Below are 17,202 nucleotides of genomic sequence, written 5' to 3'. Positions count from 1 at the left end.
CGTAGCGCCCCGTACGCCCGGGCGTAGACGGGCAACCGTACGCCGGGCCGCCGGGCGGCCCCCGGAGGCGGGTGGGGCGTCAGTAGGCGCGGGCCACCAGGGCGACAGTACCGGGGGCGTCGTCCGCGTCCGGCACGGACCCGTCGTCGGCGACCAGGCACCGCACGGACACCCCGTGCTCCGCGAGCCGGGCCTCCCCTGCCGGGCCGAGGGCCGACCAGGCGATACGCGCCCAGCCGCCCGCGGCCGCCGCTTCCACGGCCTCCTCGACGGACGTGACCTCGCTGGTGGCCGACTCGCGCCGGCTCCGGGACTCCCGCAGCAGGGCTGCCTGATCCTCCTCCAGGACCGTCGGGAGCAGCTCGGTCAGGGCGTCGATGGCCACCGGTTCCTTTCCGCCGGGGATCCGCCGGGCGAGCATCGCGGTGCCGTCCGCCAGATCGCGCGGGCCGAGCTCGATCCGTACCGGCACGCCCTTCAGTTCCCAGTCGACGGCGCGGCGGCCGAACGGGGTGTCGGTGCGCTCGTCGACCTCGGCCCTGATCCCCGCTGCGCGCAGCCGCTCCCCGACCGACCGGACCGTGGCCAGTACCGCGTCGTCGTCCTTGACCGCGAGGACGACGGCCTGGACGGGGGCGAGGCGCGGCGGCACCCGGAGACCGTGATCGTCGCCGTGCGCCATGATCAGACCGCCGACCATGCGGGTCGAGGAGCCCCAGGAGGTCTGCCAGACGAGCTCCTGCCTGCCTTCCCTGGACAGATAGCTGGTGTGGAAGGCCCGGGCGAAGTTGGTGCCGAGTTCGTGGCTCGTGCCCAGTTGCAGGGCCTTGCCGTCCCGCATCATTCCTTCGAGCGTCAGGGTGTTGACGGCTCCGGCGAACCGCTCGGCCGGGGTCTTGCGGCCCAGGACCACATCGATACCGAGGACGTTTTCCATGAAGTCCGCGTAGACGTCCCGGTGGATGTACGCGGCGTACTCCCGGGCCTCCTCGTAGGTGGCATGGGCGGTGTGGCCCTCCTGCCAGAGGAATTCCGTCGTGCGGAGAAAGACCCGCGGGCGCATCTCCCAGCGCACGACGTTCGCCCACTGGTTGATCAGCAGCGGCAGATCCCGGTAGCTCTGGACCCATTTCGCGAAGTACTCGTTGATGATCGTTTCGGACGTCGGCCGCACTACCACGGGCTCTTCGAGCTCTTTTCCGCCGCCGTGGGTCACGATCGCGAGCTCCGGCGCGAAGCCCTCGACGTGCTCGGCTTCGCGTGTCAGGTAAGACTGGGGGATGAAGAGCGGGAAGTAAGCGTTCCGGGCGCCCGCCTGTTTGATCCGGGCATCCAACTCCTGCTGCATCCGCTCCCACAGGCCGTATCCGTACGGCCGGATGACCATGGTGCCGCGCACCGGACCGTTGTCCGCGAGTTCGGCCTTGTTGATCAGATCCTGGTACCAGCGGGGAAAGTCCTCGGCCTGGGGCGTGAGAACGGGTGCCTTTGCCATGGCGCGCATCGTACGGCGACACCGTCCACCACACGGAGCGACTGGCCCTGCCTCCACGGGCCGTACGCACGGGCGCAGCACCGGAGCACACAACCATTGCCATCAGACCTCTGGACGCGGGCGCGGATGCGCAGTTCTCTGACATACGGGGGGAACGGGCGCAGACACGCAGGGGGGAGCATCGACTCGGGCACGACCGATCGGACACGACCGACCTCTCGGCGGATTGGGGCGCTTCCATGACACCAACGCTCGTCCGGCACCACAGCTACGCGGACACGGCCACTGCGGTGGATCCGGGTACCCGTGCCCGGGACTGGGCCGAGATCCAGGAGCGGATGCTCGCACCGCTGTACGAAGCGGTGTACGAGCGGCTCGAAGTGGGAACCGGCACCCGGTTGCTCTCCCTCGGCTGTGGCTCCGGTCTCGCGCTGCTGATCGCGGCCGCGCGCGGCGCGCACGTCACCGGCGTCGACACCGATACCGAACGGCTCGCGCTCGCCCGCGGCCGGCTGCTGCCCGATCCGGGGAGCGATGCCGGAACTCCGGCCGGGCACGCCCGGCTCGTCGACGGTGATCCGTCCGCGGCAGCTTCGGCCGACGGGGCGCCGTACAGCCTGATCACCGCATTCACTCCGATCGGCTGCTCATCCGGTGACGGCGAACGGCTCGTGGACGCGCTGCGGTCGGCCGTACGGCTGGCCGCCCGGGGAAGCACGGTCGTGCTGGCCGGGTGGGGTCCGCCTGAGCGGTGCGCGACGGCGCCGGTGCTGCGGCTGGCAGGGCGGCTCTCCGACGGGGCCCGGGCGCCGCTCACCGGTGGCTGGCGGCCGTGGGAGCGGGACGATCTGGAGGAAGTGGCGTTCCGGGCCGGTCTGAGCCCGGACGGTTCCGGCCGGGTGGCGTGCCCGTTCGGGTACGCGGACATGGACAGCGCGGTGCGGGGACTGCTGTCGACGCGGCTCTTCGACGCGGCGGTGGTGGCGACGGACCAGGACCGGGTGGCGAAGGAGGTCGCGGAGGCTCTGCGTCCGCATCTGCGCAAGGACGGCACGATCTGGATGCCGAACGTCTTCCGCTATCTCGTGTGCACGACCTGAAGTCCCGGGTGCACCGTCCGGGCCCCGCGGCGGCTACTTGGCCAGACGGGCGATCCCGGCCGCCCGATAGGCCGCGGCCTCGTCCAGCGTCTCGTGCTCCAGCAGTGCCGCGGCCAGCGAGTCCAGCCTGTGCCGGTTTTCCCGCAGGAGCCGGCACGCGTCCTCGTAGCACTCGTCGACGATGCGCCGCATCTCGCCGTCCACCGCGTCGAGTGTGGCGGGGGCCGCGGAGAGCCCGTACGCCTGCTGGGCGTCGCTCGGGATCGCTGTCAGCCTGCCCACCTTGTGGCTCATGCCCCAGCGGCCGACCATGCCGCGGGCCAGGTTGGTGACCTGCTCCAGGTCGCTCTCCGCGCCGGTGGTGACCATGTCGAAGACCACCTGCTCGGCGGCCATCCCGCCGAGCGCGCCGATGATGCGGCCGCGCAGATACTCCTCGGTGTAGGCGTACTTGTCGGCTTCCGGCGTCGAGAGGGTGACGCCCAGCGCCCGGCCGCGCGGCACGATGGTGACCTTGCGGACCGGGTCGGCGCCCGGCTGGACCATGCCGAGCAGGGCGTGACCGCTCTCGTGGTACGCGGTCCTGCGGCGTTCCTCGTCCGACATGACCAGCGAGCGTTCCGCCCCCAGCTGGACCTTCTCCAGGGCGTCCGAGAGATCGGTCTGGCTGACCTCGGACTGCCGGCGCTTGACGGCGAGCAGCGCGGCCTCATTGGCGAGGTTGGCGAGATCGGCGCCGGTCATACCGGGGGTCGTACCGGCCACCTGGGCCAGGTTCACATTGTCGGCGAGCGGGATCTGCCGGGTGTGGATCTCCAGGATCGCCTCCCGGCCGCGCCGGTCCGGCGGGCTGACCTGGACGATCCGGTCGAAGCGGCCCGGCCGGGTGAGGGCGGGGTCGAGGACGTCGGCGCGGTTGGTGGCAGCCAGGACGACGACGCCCTCCGAACCGGAGAAGCCGTCCATCTCGGTGAGGATCTGGTTGAGCGTCTGCTCGCGCTCGTCGTGGCCGCCCATGCCGGAGCCGCCGCCGCGGGCCCGGCCGATGGTGTCGATCTCGTCGATGAAGACGATGGCGGGGGCGACCTTGCGCGCCTCCGCGAAGAGTTCCCGCACCCGGCTCGCGCCGACGCCGACGATCATCTCGATGAACTCGGAGGCCGATGCCGAGAAGAACGGCACCCCGGCCTCACCCGCGACGGCCCGTGCGAGCAGCGTCTTGCCGGTGCCGGGCGGTCCTGCGAGGAGCACTCCCCCGGGCATCCGGGCGCCCATCTTCCGGTACGCCTGCGGATTCTTCAGGAAGTCCACGACGTCGTTGAGCTCGCCCTCGACCTCGTCGATCCCGGCCACGTCCTGGAAGGTGGTGCGCCGGCCGGCCTCCAGCTCGACGGGCTTGGGCGGGGCTTTGCGCCCGAAGCCGCCCATACCGCCGCCCATGCCCTTGGCCATCCTGCGGGCGACGAACACCCAGAGCAGGACGAGCAGCAGCATCGGGGCCAGCGAGATCAGCAGGTTGGCGAGGAAGCTGCGCTGCTGGACGACGGGCTGGGCGGTGACCGCGACATCGTCCTTGACCAGCTCGGCCCAGAGGTTGTCGTCCGCGAACGCGGGTCGCTGCGTGACGAACTTGGTGTACTTCTTGTCGGTTCCGGGGAACTTCGCCTCCTTCTTGAGCTGCCCCTGGATGGCGTCGCCCTTGGAGTAGATCTTGGAGACGTTGCCCGAGGTGACCTGTTTGCTGAACTCCGTGTACGCGATCGTGGGCTCCTTCTCGCCGTTGAAGAAGGACAGCACCAGATTGGCGATCAGATAGACAGCGAGCGCGGCGAGCAGCAGTCCGCCCCAGCCTCCCGGCATCTTCCGGCCCGGCGGCGGGGGCGGCGGGGCGCCCTCGGAGCGCCAGGGCTGATCGGGCCGCTCGCGGGGAGGTACGGGGTTGGTCACGCGCGCTCCTCTGCCGACAGCTAGTGAATGTGACACTAAAGGAGAAATCGACCCATAGCCCCTTGTAGGGCCTTCCACTGGGCCCGGAGAGGGAAGCGCGGACCCCCGGCCGGGACGGCACGCCGCACCGGAGCACGCGACGACATGCGTGAGGGGCGCCCACCGGCGGTGGGCGCCCCTCACGCATGTCGTCGGGCGATCAGCCCATGAACTTCTTGAACTCGTCCGGCAGCTCGAAGTTCTTGTCGTCCTGCGCCGGCAGCCCGAATGCGCCGCCCTGCGCCGCCGCCTGCTCGCGACGGGCCGCCGCGGCCTGCTCCTCGGCCTTGCGCTTCATCGGGTTGCCGCTCTTGCGCTTGCCCTTGGCCTGCTTGACCTGCTTCTTCTGCCGGCCGGGACCGCCGCCCATGCCCGGCATCCCGGGCATCCCCGGCATGCCGCCACCCTGCGCCATCTTCGACATCATCTTGCGCGCATCGAAGAACCGCTCCACCAGGTTCTTGACCGCGCTGACCTCGACACCGGAGCCCTTGGCGATCCGGGCCCGGCGCGAGCCGTTGATGATCGTCGGCTCGGCGCGCTCCTTCGGGGTCATCGACTTGATGATCGCGGCGGTACGGTCCACGTCGCGCTCGTCGATGTTGTTGATCTGGTCCTTGATCTGCCCCATGCCGGGCAGCATCCCGAGCAGCTTGGAGATGGAGCCCATCTTCCTGACCTGCTCCATCTGGGCCAGGAAGTCGTCGAGCGTGAAGTCCTTGCCCTTGCTGGACGCCAGCTTGGAGGCCATTTTGGCGGCCTCTTCCTGGCTGAAGGTCTTCTCCGCCTGCTCGATCAGGGTGAGCAGGTCACCCATGTCGAGGATGCGGGACGCCATCCGGTCGGGGTGGAAGGCGTCGAAGTCCTCGAGCTTCTCACCGTTCGACGCGAACATGACCTGCTTGCCCGTGACGTGGGCGATCGACAGGGCCGCACCACCGCGGGCGTCACCGTCGAGCTTGGAGAGAACCACGCCGTCGAAGCCGACGCCGTCGCGGAAGGCCTCGGCGGTGTTGACCGCGTCCTGGCCGATCATCGCGTCGACGACGAAGAGGATCTCGTCGGGGCTGACGGCATCGCGGATGTCCGCGGCCTGCTGCATCAGCTCCTGGTCGATACCGAGACGGCCGGCGGTGTCGACGATCACGACGTCGTACTGCTTGGACCTGGCGTGCTCGATCGAGTCCTTGGCGACCTGGACCGGGTCGCCGACGCCGTTGCCCGGCTCGGGGGCGTACACCGCCACGCCCGCGCGGTCGGCGACGACGCTGAGCTGGTTGACAGCGTTGGGGCGCTGGAGGTCACAGGCCACGAGCAGCGGGGAGTGGCCCTGGCCCTTGAGCCAGAGGCCGAGCTTTCCGGCGAGGGTGGTCTTACCGGCACCCTGGAGACCCGCGAGCATGATCACGGTGGGCGGGTTCTTGGCGAACCGCAGCCGCCGGGTCTCGCCGCCGAGGATGCCGACGAGCTCCTCGTTGACGATCTTGATCATCTGCTGCGCCGGATTCAGCGCCTGGGAGACCTCGGCGCCGCGCGCCCGCTCCTTGACCTTGGCGATGAAGGACCGGACGACAGGCAGCGCGACATCTGCTTCGAGCAGGGCGATACGGATCTCGCGGGCCGTGGCGTCGATGTCCGCCTCGGACAAGCGGCCCTTGCCCCGGAGGTTCTTGAAAGTCGCGGCAAGGCGGTCGGAGAGAGTATCGAACACGGCGCTCGTCGGTCCTCAGGGTCGGGGGCAAAGTGGATTCGGTACCCCAGGGTATCCGGCTCGGGAGAAACGATGACCCCTGCCGGGAGAAATCCCGGGCAGCGGCCACGGTCGCACGACTCCCCGCGGGTGCCGGGAGCGGGTCCACGCCGGGCGCGCACGCGGTGGATGCCGGAGCGCCCCCGGCCGACGGGAAGCATCCCCATTCGTTCCATGACGGCGAGGACGGTCCCCCACGCCTCACCGCAAGGCATCCTCCAGGGCCTTTGCCAGTGCCGCGGCCTCCACACCCGGCAGCACCGAGCCGTCCTCACGCGTGACGTAGACCGTATCCACCGCGTTCGCCCCCAGCGTCGACACGTGCGCGCTGCGTACCCGTACCCCGCTCTGTTCCAGCGCCCGGCCGATCCGGTGCAGCAGCCCCGGGGCGTCCTGGGCCCGTACCTCGATCACCGTCGCGAGCTGCGAGCCGGCCGCCGCGACAGTCACCCTCGGCGGCGGGGCCTTCACTCCGCGCCGCCTCGGGTAGGCCGCCTCGCGTTCGGCGAGGCGGGCGCGGATGTCGAGGGAGCCGTCCAGGGCGCGTACGAGGTCGGCGCGGAGTCGGGAGGCCTGCGGCAGGGAGCCGTATGCGGCCGCGACCCGCCAGCTGAGCAGCAGCAGGTCGGCGGCGGCGCCCGCGCCGAGTTCGGTGGGGAGTTCCACGGCACGCAGATCGGCCGCCCGCACGGTGAGGCGGTGCAGGGCGAGGACGCCCGCCGCGGCAGGAAGCACGCCGGGGCGGTCGGGGAGGGCGATGAGGAGTTCGACGCCGACGGGTTCCGGTTCGCCGTCCTCGTTCGGGGTTTCGGCCTGGGCGTGCAGGGCGAGGACGGGTTCGCCGGTGCGCAGGGCCTCGATGGCGAGGCGTTCGTGTTCGGCGCTGTGCGCGACGGGTTCCGGTTCTTCCAGGACCCGGCCGGCGAGCACGGCGGCGACGCGTTCAACGAGGCCGGCGACGAGGGAGGCGCGCCAGGTGGACCAGGCGGCGGGCCCGGTGGCGAGTGCGTCGGCCTCGGTGAGGGCGTGCAGCAGTTCCAGCGTGGCGGTGGTGCCCACGACGGTGGCGACGGAGCGGACGGTCGCCGGGTCGTCGAGGTCGCGCCGGGTGGCGGTCTCGATGAGCAGCAGATGGTGGCGTACGAGGGTGGCGATGACGCCCACGTCGTGCTGGTCGAAGCCGATCCGCGCGGCCATGTCGCGGGCGATGACCTCACCGGCGACGGAGTGGTCGCCGGGCCAGCCCTTGCCGATGTCGTGCAGGAGCGCGGCGACGAGAAGGAGGTCGGGGCGGCCGACGCGGCGGGTGAGGGAGGAGGCGCGTACGGCCGCTTCGACGAGGTGCCGGTCGACGGTCCAGGTGTGGACGGGGTTGCGCTGGGGGCGGCAGTGGACACGTTCCCAGTCGGGGAGCAGCCGGGTGATCAGCCCTTCGGCTTCGAGTGCTTCCCAGACAGGGACGGTCGCCTCGCCCGCGCCGAGGAGGGTGACGAGTTCCTCCCGGGCCTCGGCGGGCCAGGGCACCGGCAGTGGGCGTGCGGTGGTGGCGAGGTGGCGTACGACGTGGCGGGAGAGCGGGAGTTCCGACTGGGCGGCCGCGGCGGCGGCGCGCAGGACGAGCACGGGGTCGTGTTCGGGGCGGGCGCTACGGGCGAGGACCACTTCGCCGTCGGCTTCGACGACGCCTTCGGCGAGCGGGGTGCGCTCGGTCGCGGCGGTCCTGCCGCCGCCCAGCATGGCGCGCAGCCTGGGGCGTACGGACCGGGCACGCAGGACGCGGTGGACCTCGCGCCAGGTGACGTCGGTGGCGTACGAGACGGTGCGGGCGGCCTCGTACACCTGGCGGAGCAGGGCGTCCGCGTCGAGGAGGCCGAGGGCGGTGGCGACCTGGTCCTGGTCCTGGAGGCCGAGGCGGTCGGTGGCGCGGCCGGTGGTGAGGTGGAGGGCATCGCGGGCGTCGAGGAGGGTGCGGCGGGCTTCGGCGAGGCCCTCGCGGGGGGAGTCGGCGACCCAGGAGGCGGCGACGGCACGCAGGGCGGTGGCGTCGCGCAGCCCGCCGCGGGCCTCCTTGAGGTCGGGTTCGAGGAGGAACTGCAGCTCGCCCTGGCGTTCGGCGCGTTCCCGGCAGAGCTCGTCGAGGGCGGGGAGGCGTTTGGGGGCCTGGTTGCGCCAGTCGGCGAGGACCGCGGTGCGCAGGGCGGCGACGAGGCCGAGGTTTCCGGCGACGGGGCGGGCGTCGAGCAGTCCGAGCTGGACCTTGAGGTCCTCGCCGGCCGTTCTGCGGGCTTCGGCGGGGGTGCGTACGGAGTGGTCGAGGGCGAGGCCGAGGTCCCAGACGGGGTACCAGATGCGGTCGGCGAGGGAGGCGATGGCTCCGGCGTCGGCGTTGCCGTCATGCAGGAGCAGGAGGTCGAGGTCGCTGCGCGGGGAGAGTTCACCGCGTCCGTAGCCGCCGACGGCGACGAGGGCGGCGCCGCGGATGCCGGTCCGGTCGGCGGCGGCGGTGAACAGCGCGGTGAGCCAGTCGTCGGTGAGTGCGGCGAGGGCCGCACGGCGGGGCGTCCCGGGCTGCGCCTTCTCCTGGAGGAGGCGCAGCCGGGCCGCCGCGTAGCCGCTGGGCTCCGAGTCGTCGGATTCGGTGGTCACTTCGGTACTCGTCACCCGGCTGCCTTTCGTTGCGGGGCCGTAGGCCTTCGGCGGCCGTCGGCCTTCGGAGCCCGTAAGCCTTCGTCGGCCTTCGCAGCCGTCGGTCAGAGGGCCGTCGGTCAGAGGGCGTCCGGGCCGCGTTCGCCCGTCCGTACGCGAACCGCGGTGTCGACCGGCACGCTCCAGACCTTGCCGTCACCGATCTTGCCGGTTCGGGCGGCCTTCACGACAACATCGATGAGCTGTTCGGAGTCCTCGTCCTCGACGAGGACCTCGATGCGGATCTTGGGGACGAGGTCGACGGTGTACTCGGCACCCCGGTAGACCTCGGTGTGGCCGCGCTGACGCCCGTATCCGCTGGCTTCCGTGACCGTGAGGCCCTGGATGCCGAAGGTCTGGAGGGCTTCCTTGATCTCGTCGAGCCGGTGGGGCTTGACGACTGCGGTGATGAGCTTCATGCGTCCACCTTCTTGGTCTGCGCTGCTGCCGTCGTGCCCGGTGCCGCGGAGGCCGTGGTGCGCAGGGCCGCGCCGCCGCTCGCTCCGCTGAAGTCGTACGCGGTCTCCGCGTGTTCGACCTGGTCGATGCCCGAGATCTCGTCGTCCTCGTCGACCCGCATCCCGATCGTCCTGTCGAGGAGGAAGGTGAGGAGGGCGGAGACGACCAGAGAGTACGCGAGGACGGCGAAGACTCCGACGGCCTGCTTGCCGAGCTGATCGAGGCCGCCGCCGTAGAAGAGGCCCTTGGCGTCGGACTGGACGCCGCCGGTGGCGAAGAGGCCGACGAGGAGGGAGCCCGCGATACCGCCGACGAGGTGGACGCCGACGACGTCGAGGGAGTCGTCGTAGCCGAACCTGTACTTCAGGCCGACGGCCATGGCGCACAGGACACCGGCGATGGCACCGACCGCGATGGCACCGAGCGGGCTGACCGCGCCACCGGACGGGGTGATGGCGACGAGGCCCGCGACCGCGCCGGAGGCCGCGCCGAGGGTCGTGAAGGAGCCGTGGCGGAGCTTCTCGTAGCCGAGCCAGGCGAGCATCGCGGCGGCGGTGGCGACCTGGGTGTTGACGAACATGACCGCGCCGACGCCGTCGTCGTTGCCGAGCCACGAGCCGGCGTTGAAGCCGAACCAGCCGAACCAGAGCAGTCCGGCGCCGAGCATGACGAGCGGCAGGCTGTGCGGCCGCATCGGGTCCTTCTTGAAGCCGACGCGCTTGCCGATGACGAGGATCACGCCGAGCGCCGCGGCTCCCGCGTTGATGTGAACGGCCGTACCACCGGCGAAGTCGATGACGCCGAGCTCGAAGAGCCAGCCGCCCGCGCCCCAGACCCAGTGGGCCACGGGGAAGTAGACGACGGTGACCCAGAGGGTGATGAACAGGGCCCACGAGGTGAACTTGACCCGGTCGGCGAGGGCGCCGCTGATCAGCGCGGGGGTGAGGACGGCGAACATCAGCTGGAAGACGGCGAAGACGTAGACGGGGATCGTGTAGCCGTCCCAGAGCTGGGTGATGCCGATTCCGCTGAGACCGACGTAGTCCGAACTCCAGCCGAGCACGGAACCGATATCGGTCCCGAAGGCGAGGCTGAATCCGTAGAGCACCCACAGGATCGTGACGATCCCGAGGCTGATGAAACTCATCATCAGCATGTTGAGGGTGCTCTTGACGCGGACCATGCCTCCGTAGAAGAAGGCCAGGGCCGGGGTCATGAGCATCACCAGGGCGGAGCAGACGAGCATGAACCCGGTGTTGGCGGCAGACAGCGTCGGGGCGTCTGCGGCAAGCGTCGTGATGCCTGGGGGCATCGGCGTCTCCTCGTCGTCGGTGCGGCCGCGTGCGGGCGGGATGAGCGGCACCACGTGCGGGACCACTGGGAAAAGGTGCGGGCCGGTTATGAGCCATGAGATTCGCCCAGCACGGTTTCCGCCGATGCCGCACGGTGTTTCACGGCAGTGACGAAGAGGTCCGGTGTGTTACGGCCCCATGAACCGGCGGTGGCGCACCCGGTGCCGGGCCCGCTCTGCGGCCGCGGCCGCATACGGTGCGGTGACGACTCTCCTGTGCAGGAACTCTCCCGTACGGGAACGGCAACGCGAACCGGCCACGCCGACCACCCTCTGACCTGGCGATGGGGGAGCCGAAGTCGGTCTGTGCGGGGTGGTCGTCGTGGCCGGGGCCTGGGGGGCCGCTCAGACCGCTCCGGCGGTTTCGGGCAGCTGCTCGGTGAGGAGGTCGGTGAGCCTGGCGACTTCGGGAATGTCCCCGAAGTCCCTGGCAGCGGTGTCGACGGTCTTGCGGAGCCGGGTGCTGACGCGTTCGGAGCGGATCTTCTTGGCGACCAGCAGCGCCTTCTCGGCCAGCACCGTGGACTGTTCGGGCTCGCGCTGGAGGAGGTGGACGGTGGCGAGGCCGATCAGGTTGAGTGCGTACGACCGCTGGTGCTCGTCGTCCTCGCCGAAGAGCTGGACGGCCTTCGCCATGAGGGGTTCGGCGAGCGTGGCGTACGTGGGGCTGCGGCCCGCGACGTAGGCAAGGTCGCGGTACGAGTGGGAGTTCTCACCGTTGAGCTCGGCCTCGGAGAAGAAGCGGATCCAGTCGGGCTCGGGCTCGCCGTCGATCCCGACGTCGTCGAAGGTGTCCTCGGCCATCCGGACGGCTCGTTTGCACTTGCTGGGCTGACCCATGTTGGCGTACGCGCGGGCCTCCATCGCATACAGCATGGCCTGGGTGCGCGGGGTGGCGCAGTCCCGGCTGCCGTACTGCGCGAGATGGATCAGTTCGAGGGCGTCGTCGGGCCGTCCGAGGTGGATCATCTGGCGACTCATGCTGGACAGAACATACGAACCGAGCGGTTTGTCATGGGCCTCTTTCGAGGCATGGAGCGCGAGCACGAAGTACTTCTGGGCGGTGGGCTGGAGGCCGACGTCGTAGCTCATCCAGCCGGCCAGCTCCGCCAGTTCGGCCGCGCAGCGGAACAGCCGCTTGGAGGTGGCCGCCGGCTGCGATTCCTGCAACAGGTCGGTGACCTCGTGGAGTTGTCCGACGACGGCCTTGCGGCGCAGTCCGCCGCCGCACTGCGCGTCCCACTGGCGGAACATCGCGGTGGTGGACTCCAGCAGATCCAGCTCGGGGCCGGAGAGCCGGGAGGGGCGGCGGGCCGCGGTGGGCGACTCCGGCTCCTCGCGTTCGTTGGCGGTGACGGGCACCAGCCAGCGCTGCATGGGCTCGATCAGGGCGGGCCCCGCGGCCAGGGTGAGCGAGGAACCGAGGAACCCGCGGCGGGCGAGCATGAGATCACTGCGGGAGAACTCGCTGAGCAGGGCGACGGTCTGCGGGCCCGCCCAGGGCAGGTCGACGCCGGACACGGACGGTGACTGACGCGCCGAGCGCAGTCCGAGGTCCTCGACCGCGACGACGGAACCGAAGCGCTCCGAGAAGAGCTCGGAGAGGATGCGCGGGATCGGTTCGCGCGGCTGCTCACCGTCGAGCCAGCGCCGGACGCGGGAGGTGTCGGTGCTGATGTGGTGCGCGCCCATCTGGCGCGCCCGGCGGTTCACCTGCCGTGCCAGTTCGCCCTTCGACCAGCCGCTGCGCACGAACCATGAGCCCAATTGCTCATTGGGGCGCTTACCGGCACTCGAATCGCCTGCGCCGCTGCCACTCACTGGAACGCCCCCATCCGCCGAATACCGTCGCGCGAACCATTACCAGAATGCCCTGATTCGATGCCGCCCATACGGAGGTTGCATACGCTCGAACTGGAAATCGGGTTGCCTCGGGCATACCCATGGGCGCAGATACTTCCATGGCTCGCGTACCGACGGTAATCCTACGATCACCGGCCCGGCGACGACGATTACAGAATCGCCACCATTCGCCACCCCTTCGGATGAACACCGTCCCCGCCGGGCGCGATTCACTTGACACACGGCGATCAGCAGTGGGCGCAGTGATGCACGGCAGGGCGCGCGAACCATGTCGCGCCACCCCCAGCGCACCGGCGCACCACGGATCGACACCGACGACGGAGCGTCACGAACGCACTCCGTGTCGTAACCACCGGTGAGCCGGACCCGTTGGAGGGGGCATGGGCTTCACGATCGGCGGCATCCGTGAGATGCGCACCGGCTCACGGCGTCGCGGCCGCGCGGCCGAGTACACCGCAGTGGCCGAGTACACAGGGCTGTGGGGCTGGGCCGTCGCGCCGGGGGCGCGGGCCGCGGCCGGCCGCTGCTCCTGCGGGGAGGCGCGGTGCCCCTCGCCCGGCGCCCATCCGCTGAACTTCGCGCCCGAGGTTCCCGCGGGCGCCTCGCTCGACACGGCGGCGGATGCCTGGGCCCGGGCGCCGGGTGCCTCGATGCTGCTGCCGGTGGGCCGCACCTTCGACATCCTCGACGTCGCCGAGGCGGCCGGGCGCCGGGCCCTGGTGCGCCTGGAGCGGATGGGGCTGCCGCTCGGCCCGGTCGCGGTGACACCGGCCGGGCGGGCGCAGTTCTTCGTCGCCCCGGGGGCGGCCGCCGAGCTCCCGCAGCTGCTGTACCGGATGGGCTGGGACGACGCGGGTCTGGACCTGCGGGCGCTGGGGTCCGGTTACCACATCACCGCCCCGCCGTCCGACGAGGGCGGCCTCGGCCCCGTCCGGTGGCTGCGCCCGCCGGTGCTGGACACGGCGGCCTCGCCGCCGCAGGCGCGGCTGCTGCTGGGCACGCTGGCGTACAGCTGCCATCGCGCGCCCCTCTGCGGCTGAACCGCCGCCGCCGGCACGGAGGCATACCCATAGCGGGCGGCCGCGCACAGCACAAGAGCCCGACCGCGGCTGCATCCCTCGGTCGGGCTCTTCGCGTACACGTACATGTACGCGCGAGGTGGTGTCAGTCGCCGATCAGAGCGTCCACGAACGCCTCGGGCTCGAACGGGGCCAGATCGTCCGGCCCCTCGCCGAGACCGATGAGCTTCACCGGTACGCCCAGTTCGCGCTGGACGGCGACGACGATGCCGCCCTTGGCGGTGCCGTCCAGCTTGGTGAGGACGATGCCGGTGATGTCGACGACCTCGGCGAACACCCGGGCCTGCACCAGGCCGTTCTGTCCGGTCGTGGCATCGAGGACGAGGAGGATCTCGTCGAGCGGCCCGTGCTTCTCGACGACCCGCTTGACCTTGCCGAGCTCGTCCATGAGCCCGGTCTTGGTGTGCAGCCGGCCCGCGGTGTCGATGAGAACGACATCGGCACCCTCGGCGATGCCTTCCTTCACCGCGTCGAAGGCGATCGACGCGGGGTCGCCGCCCTCGGGTCCGCGCACGGTGCGGGCGCCGACGCGCTCGCCCCAGGTCTGGAGCTGATCGGCGGCGGCGGCCCGGAAGGTGTCGGCCGCACCGAGCACGACGCTACGGCCGTCGGCGACGAGCACCCGTGCCAGCTTGCCGGTGGTGGTGGTCTTGCCGGTTCCGTTGACGCCGACGACCATCACGACGCCCGGGGTGTCGACGCCGCTCTCCGTCTTGACCGCACGGTCGAAGTCGGTGCCGAGCAGGGCGATGAGCTCCTCGCGCAGCAGCGCGCGCAGTCCTTCGGGGGTACGGGTGCCGAGGACACGGACACGTTCGCGGAGCCGCTCCACCAGTTCCTGGGTGGGCGCGACGCCGACATCGGCGGTGAGGAGGGTGTCCTCGATCTCCTCCCAGGTGTCCTCGTCGAGGTTGTCGCGGGACAGGAGCGTGAGCAGCCCCTTGCCGAGGGAGTTCTGCGAGCGGGCGAGCCGGGCACGCAGCCGGACCAGCCGGCCGGCCGTGGGCTCGGGCACCTCGATGGCGGGGGCGGCGAGCGCCTCCGGCTCGACGGTCTCGGGGGCTTCCTCGACGGGAGCCTCGGCCACCGAGGGGCCGACCTCCTCGATGGTGCGGCGCGGTTCCTCGCGCGGCACTTCGGCTTCCTCGCCGACATGGGGCTCGGGAGGAGTGATGGTCGGCGTGCTCGACGGTGCCGGGGGCAGCTGCTTCTTCTTACGGCTGCTGACCACGAGCCCGCTGATCACGCCGACCGCGACCAGGGCGATGACTACAGCAAGGATGACGAATTCCATAACCCACCCAGTATCAGTCACGACCGCCCGCGTGGGCCGCCCCGGAGGATCACCCCCGCATCACCGTGGCCGTTATGCACCTTTTGGGGGTAACGGTACGATCCCGTCCGTGGAGACCCGCGGCCTGGAACCCGTCCCCGAGAGCGAGCGCACCGGCCCGGCCCGGACCCTCTTCCCCACCTGGGCCGACGCGAACCCGACCGTGCCGCTGCTCACCATGGGCGCGGGCCTCATCGCCCTCGGCGGACTGAATTTCTGGCAGGTGCCGGCCATCGCGATCGCCGGGCCGGTCATAAGCTTCGGCCTGGTGGGCCTGGTGTCGATCGCGGGCAAGGAGGGCGGGGCTCCGGGCATGGCGCTCTCCCGGGCCGTCTTCGGCCAGCGCGGCAATCTGCTGCCCGGCGCGCTGATCCGGATCGCCCGCTGGGGCTGGGAGACGGTGAACGCGATCACCGGCACCTACGCCGTGCTCGCCGTACTGAATCTGCTCTTCGGCATCGTGAGCAGCAACACCCTGATCATGGTGACCCTGGTCGCGTTCGCGGGGATCAGCTTCCTGGTGTCGGGGCTGGGCGTGCGCGCCCTGCGGGCGTGCCCCACCTGGTCGACGTACCTCTTCGGCTGCTTCAGCGTTCTCGTGCTGATCCCCCGCGCGTGGGCGGTCGGGGTGAATGCCGTCATCAGCCTGTTCCTGGGCGCATTGCTGATGATGACGGCGGCGGGCTTCATGGGTTCCTTCGTCTCCTTTCTGACGCTGCTCGCAGTGACGTTCCCGGCCTGGATCGGCGTCTTCGGCGTGGATCAGCTGCGGGGACGTACATACGATCCGGCGGCGCTCCTGGACACCACGCCGTCCAGCGCCCTGGCACACGGGAGGCTTCGCCGCCTCGGCCGTGGCCGCGTGGGCGACGGGCCTGGTGGCGGGCCTGCTCCTCACCGGCGTGGAGTGGTTCTCCGGACCGTTCGCGGACGGCTGGATCGGGCGCCACGGGCTGGGCTGGACGGCCACGATCGTCGTCTCCGCCGCGCTGTACGCACTCCTGCCGCGGCCCGCCGAACGGGGCCGCGGGGGCGGACCCCGGAGTGACGCACCCCTACACTTCTGACGCTGCGTCAGCTAGTGTCCCGCCTCGCCGAGTCCGCCCGACGAAGGGGCCAAGTGCCATGGCGTTCACCGTGGTCCGGTTCAATCTGGTCGATCCCGCCGCCACCCCCGAGTCGCTCTCGGCCCGCTACCGCGCGGCGCTGGAGATGGCCGCGTACGCCGACGGGCACGGCGTCGACACCGTACAGACCGAGGAACACCACGGCGCCGCCAACTCCTGGCTGCCCTCCCCCTTCGTCTTCGCGGGTTCGGTCTTCGGCGCCACCCGCCGGATCGCGGTCACCGTCTCGGCGGTCATCGGCCCGCTGCACGATCCACTGCGGCTGGCCGAGGACATCGCGGTCCTGGACCTGCTGAGCGCGGGACGGCTGGTCACGGTGGCGGGGATCGGCTACCGGCCCGAGGAGTACGAACGGGCGGGCGTCGAATGGGGCCGGCGCGGCAGGCTCCAGGACGAGCTCCTGGAGACCCTGTTGCGGGCGTGGACCGGGGAGCCGTTCCCGTACCGGGGCCGTACGGTCCGGGTCACGCCGCGCCCGTACACCCAGCCGCATCCGCTGCTGCTGGTGGGCGGCAGCTCGCGGGCGGCGGCCCGACGGGCGGCCCGGTTGGGGCTGCCGCTCTTCCCGAGCGCGCATCTGCCGGAACTGGAGGCGTACTACCACGAGCGGCGTGCGGAGTTCGGGACGGACGGCTTCTGCATGATGCCGTCCGCCGCAACGCCGCTGGTCCATGTGTCCGAGGACCCGGACCGGACATGGGCCACGTATGGCGAACACTTCCTGCACGAGGCGCGTACGTATGCCTCCTGGCAGTCCAAGGACATCCGCTCGGCTGTGCGTTCGGCGGCGACGACCGTGGCGGAACTGCGGGACGAAGGGGTCTACCGGGTCGTCACACCGGAGGAGTGCGCCGGGGCGGCCGGGGAACTGGACAGCCTGGTGCTGCATCCGCTGTGTGGCGGGATGCCGGTCGAGGAGGGGTGGCGCAGTCTGCGGCTCTTCTGCGAGGCGATCGGGCACCCCCGCCCCTGAC

Annotated in this window: 11 protein-coding genes and 1 pseudogene; 4 read left to right on the top strand and 8 right to left on the bottom strand. The window is 71.0% G+C overall.

All coding sequences use genetic code 11. The annotated features are described in order from the left end of the window. Positions 1 to 79: 79 nt before the first annotated feature. Complete coding sequence (gene proS / locus OG936_RS25980) at positions 80 to 1,495, bottom strand: proline--tRNA ligase (RefSeq protein ID WP_406497849.1); 1,416 nt, start codon at positions 1,493 to 1,495, stop codon at positions 80 to 82. Positions 1,496 to 1,734: 239 nt separating this feature from the next. Here proS and OG936_RS25975 point away from each other — a divergent pair, with 239 nt between their 5' ends. Continuing rightward, positions 1,735 to 2,595, top strand: coding sequence for a class I SAM-dependent methyltransferase (locus OG936_RS25975; protein ID WP_406497848.1), 861 nt, complete (start codon positions 1,735 to 1,737; stop codon positions 2,593 to 2,595). Positions 2,596 to 2,628: 33 nt separating this feature from the next. Here the strand turns inward: OG936_RS25975 and ftsH are convergent, their stop codons facing one another. From ftsH to OG936_RS25945, 6 genes are all read right to left on the bottom strand, one after another. Beyond that, positions 2,629 to 4,542: an ATP-dependent zinc metalloprotease FtsH gene (gene ftsH / locus OG936_RS25970; protein ID WP_406497846.1), complete on the bottom strand. Its 1,914-nt coding sequence runs from the start codon at positions 4,540 to 4,542 to the stop codon at positions 2,629 to 2,631. 199 nt (positions 4,543 to 4,741) lie between these two features. Beyond that, on the bottom strand, positions 4,742 to 6,292 hold the full coding sequence (gene ffh / locus OG936_RS25965; RefSeq protein ID WP_383751520.1) for a signal recognition particle protein: 1,551 nt from the start codon (positions 6,290 to 6,292) through the stop codon (positions 4,742 to 4,744). A gap of 240 nt (positions 6,293 to 6,532) precedes the next feature. Then, positions 6,533 to 8,992 (bottom strand): [protein-PII] uridylyltransferase, encoded by a 2,460-nt coding sequence (locus OG936_RS25960; protein ID WP_406497843.1) that lies wholly within the window; start codon positions 8,990 to 8,992, stop codon positions 6,533 to 6,535. 104 nt (positions 8,993 to 9,096) lie between these two features. Then, on the bottom strand, positions 9,097 to 9,435 hold the full coding sequence (locus tag OG936_RS25955) for a P-II family nitrogen regulator (protein WP_383751515.1): 339 nt from the start codon (positions 9,433 to 9,435) through the stop codon (positions 9,097 to 9,099). Further along, on the bottom strand, positions 9,432 to 10,787 hold the full coding sequence (locus OG936_RS25950) for an ammonium transporter (RefSeq protein ID WP_406500611.1): 1,356 nt from the start codon (positions 10,785 to 10,787) through the stop codon (positions 9,432 to 9,434). The genes OG936_RS25955 and OG936_RS25950 overlap by 4 nt, the downstream gene beginning before the upstream one ends. Positions 10,788 to 11,171: 384 nt before the next feature. Next, the gene (locus tag OG936_RS25945) at positions 11,172 to 12,647 is read right to left on the bottom strand and encodes a hypothetical protein (RefSeq protein WP_406497841.1); all 1,476 of its coding nucleotides are present in this window, start codon (positions 12,645 to 12,647) and stop codon (positions 11,172 to 11,174) included. 422 nt (positions 12,648 to 13,069) lie between these two features. Here OG936_RS25945 and OG936_RS25940 point away from each other — a divergent pair, with 422 nt between their 5' ends. Beyond that, entirely contained in the window at positions 13,070 to 13,729 is a 660-nt protein-coding gene (locus OG936_RS25940) for a bifunctional DNA primase/polymerase (protein ID WP_406497840.1), read from the top strand. A 124-nt stretch (positions 13,730 to 13,853) separates the two neighbouring features. Here the strand turns inward: OG936_RS25940 and ftsY are convergent, their stop codons facing one another. Further along, complete coding sequence (gene ftsY, locus OG936_RS25935) at positions 13,854 to 15,062, bottom strand: signal recognition particle-docking protein FtsY (protein ID WP_266748910.1); 1,209 nt, start codon at positions 15,060 to 15,062, stop codon at positions 13,854 to 13,856. Between the two features lie 109 nt (positions 15,063 to 15,171). On the opposite strand from ftsY, the pseudogene OG936_RS25930 reads away from it, so the two are divergent. Together OG936_RS25930 and OG936_RS25925 are read left to right on the top strand one after the other, a co-directional pair. Further along, a pseudogene (locus OG936_RS25930) lies at positions 15,172 to 16,168 on the top strand (cytosine permease). 58 nt (positions 16,169 to 16,226) lie between these two features. Beyond that, entirely contained in the window at positions 16,227 to 17,201 is a 975-nt protein-coding gene (locus OG936_RS25925) for an LLM class flavin-dependent oxidoreductase (protein ID WP_406497838.1), read from the top strand. The last annotated feature ends 1 nt before the right edge of the window (position 17,202 follow it).

It is taken from the genome of Streptomyces sp. NBC_00846 (assembly GCF_045207325.1).
GTDB lineage: Bacteria > Actinomycetota > Actinomycetes > Streptomycetales > Streptomycetaceae > Streptomyces.
The sequence above is the reverse complement of the archived record's forward strand: the minus strand, read 5'-3'. Positions and strand labels throughout refer to the sequence as shown.

Excerpts from the sequence above, each read along its gene's own strand:
- proS (WP_406497849.1), bottom strand. The coding sequence starts at position 1,495 with ATGGCAAAGGCACCCGTTCTCACGCCCCAGGCCGAGGACTTTCCCCGC.
- OG936_RS25975 (WP_406497848.1), top strand. The coding sequence starts at position 1,735 with ATGACACCAACGCTCGTCCGGCACCACAGCTACGCGGACACGGCCACT.
- OG936_RS25955 (WP_383751515.1), bottom strand. The coding sequence starts at position 9,435 with ATGAAGCTCATCACCGCAGTCGTCAAGCCCCACCGGCTCGACGAGATC.
- OG936_RS25950 (WP_406500611.1), bottom strand. The coding sequence starts at position 10,787 with ATGCCCCCAGGCATCACGACGCTTGCCGCAGACGCCCCGACGCTGTCT.
- OG936_RS25940 (WP_406497840.1), top strand. The coding sequence starts at position 13,070 with ATGGGCTTCACGATCGGCGGCATCCGTGAGATGCGCACCGGCTCACGG.
- ftsY (WP_266748910.1), bottom strand. The coding sequence starts at position 15,062 with ATGGAATTCGTCATCCTTGCTGTAGTCATCGCCCTGGTCGCGGTCGGC.
- OG936_RS25925 (WP_406497838.1), top strand. The coding sequence starts at position 16,227 with ATGGCGTTCACCGTGGTCCGGTTCAATCTGGTCGATCCCGCCGCCACC.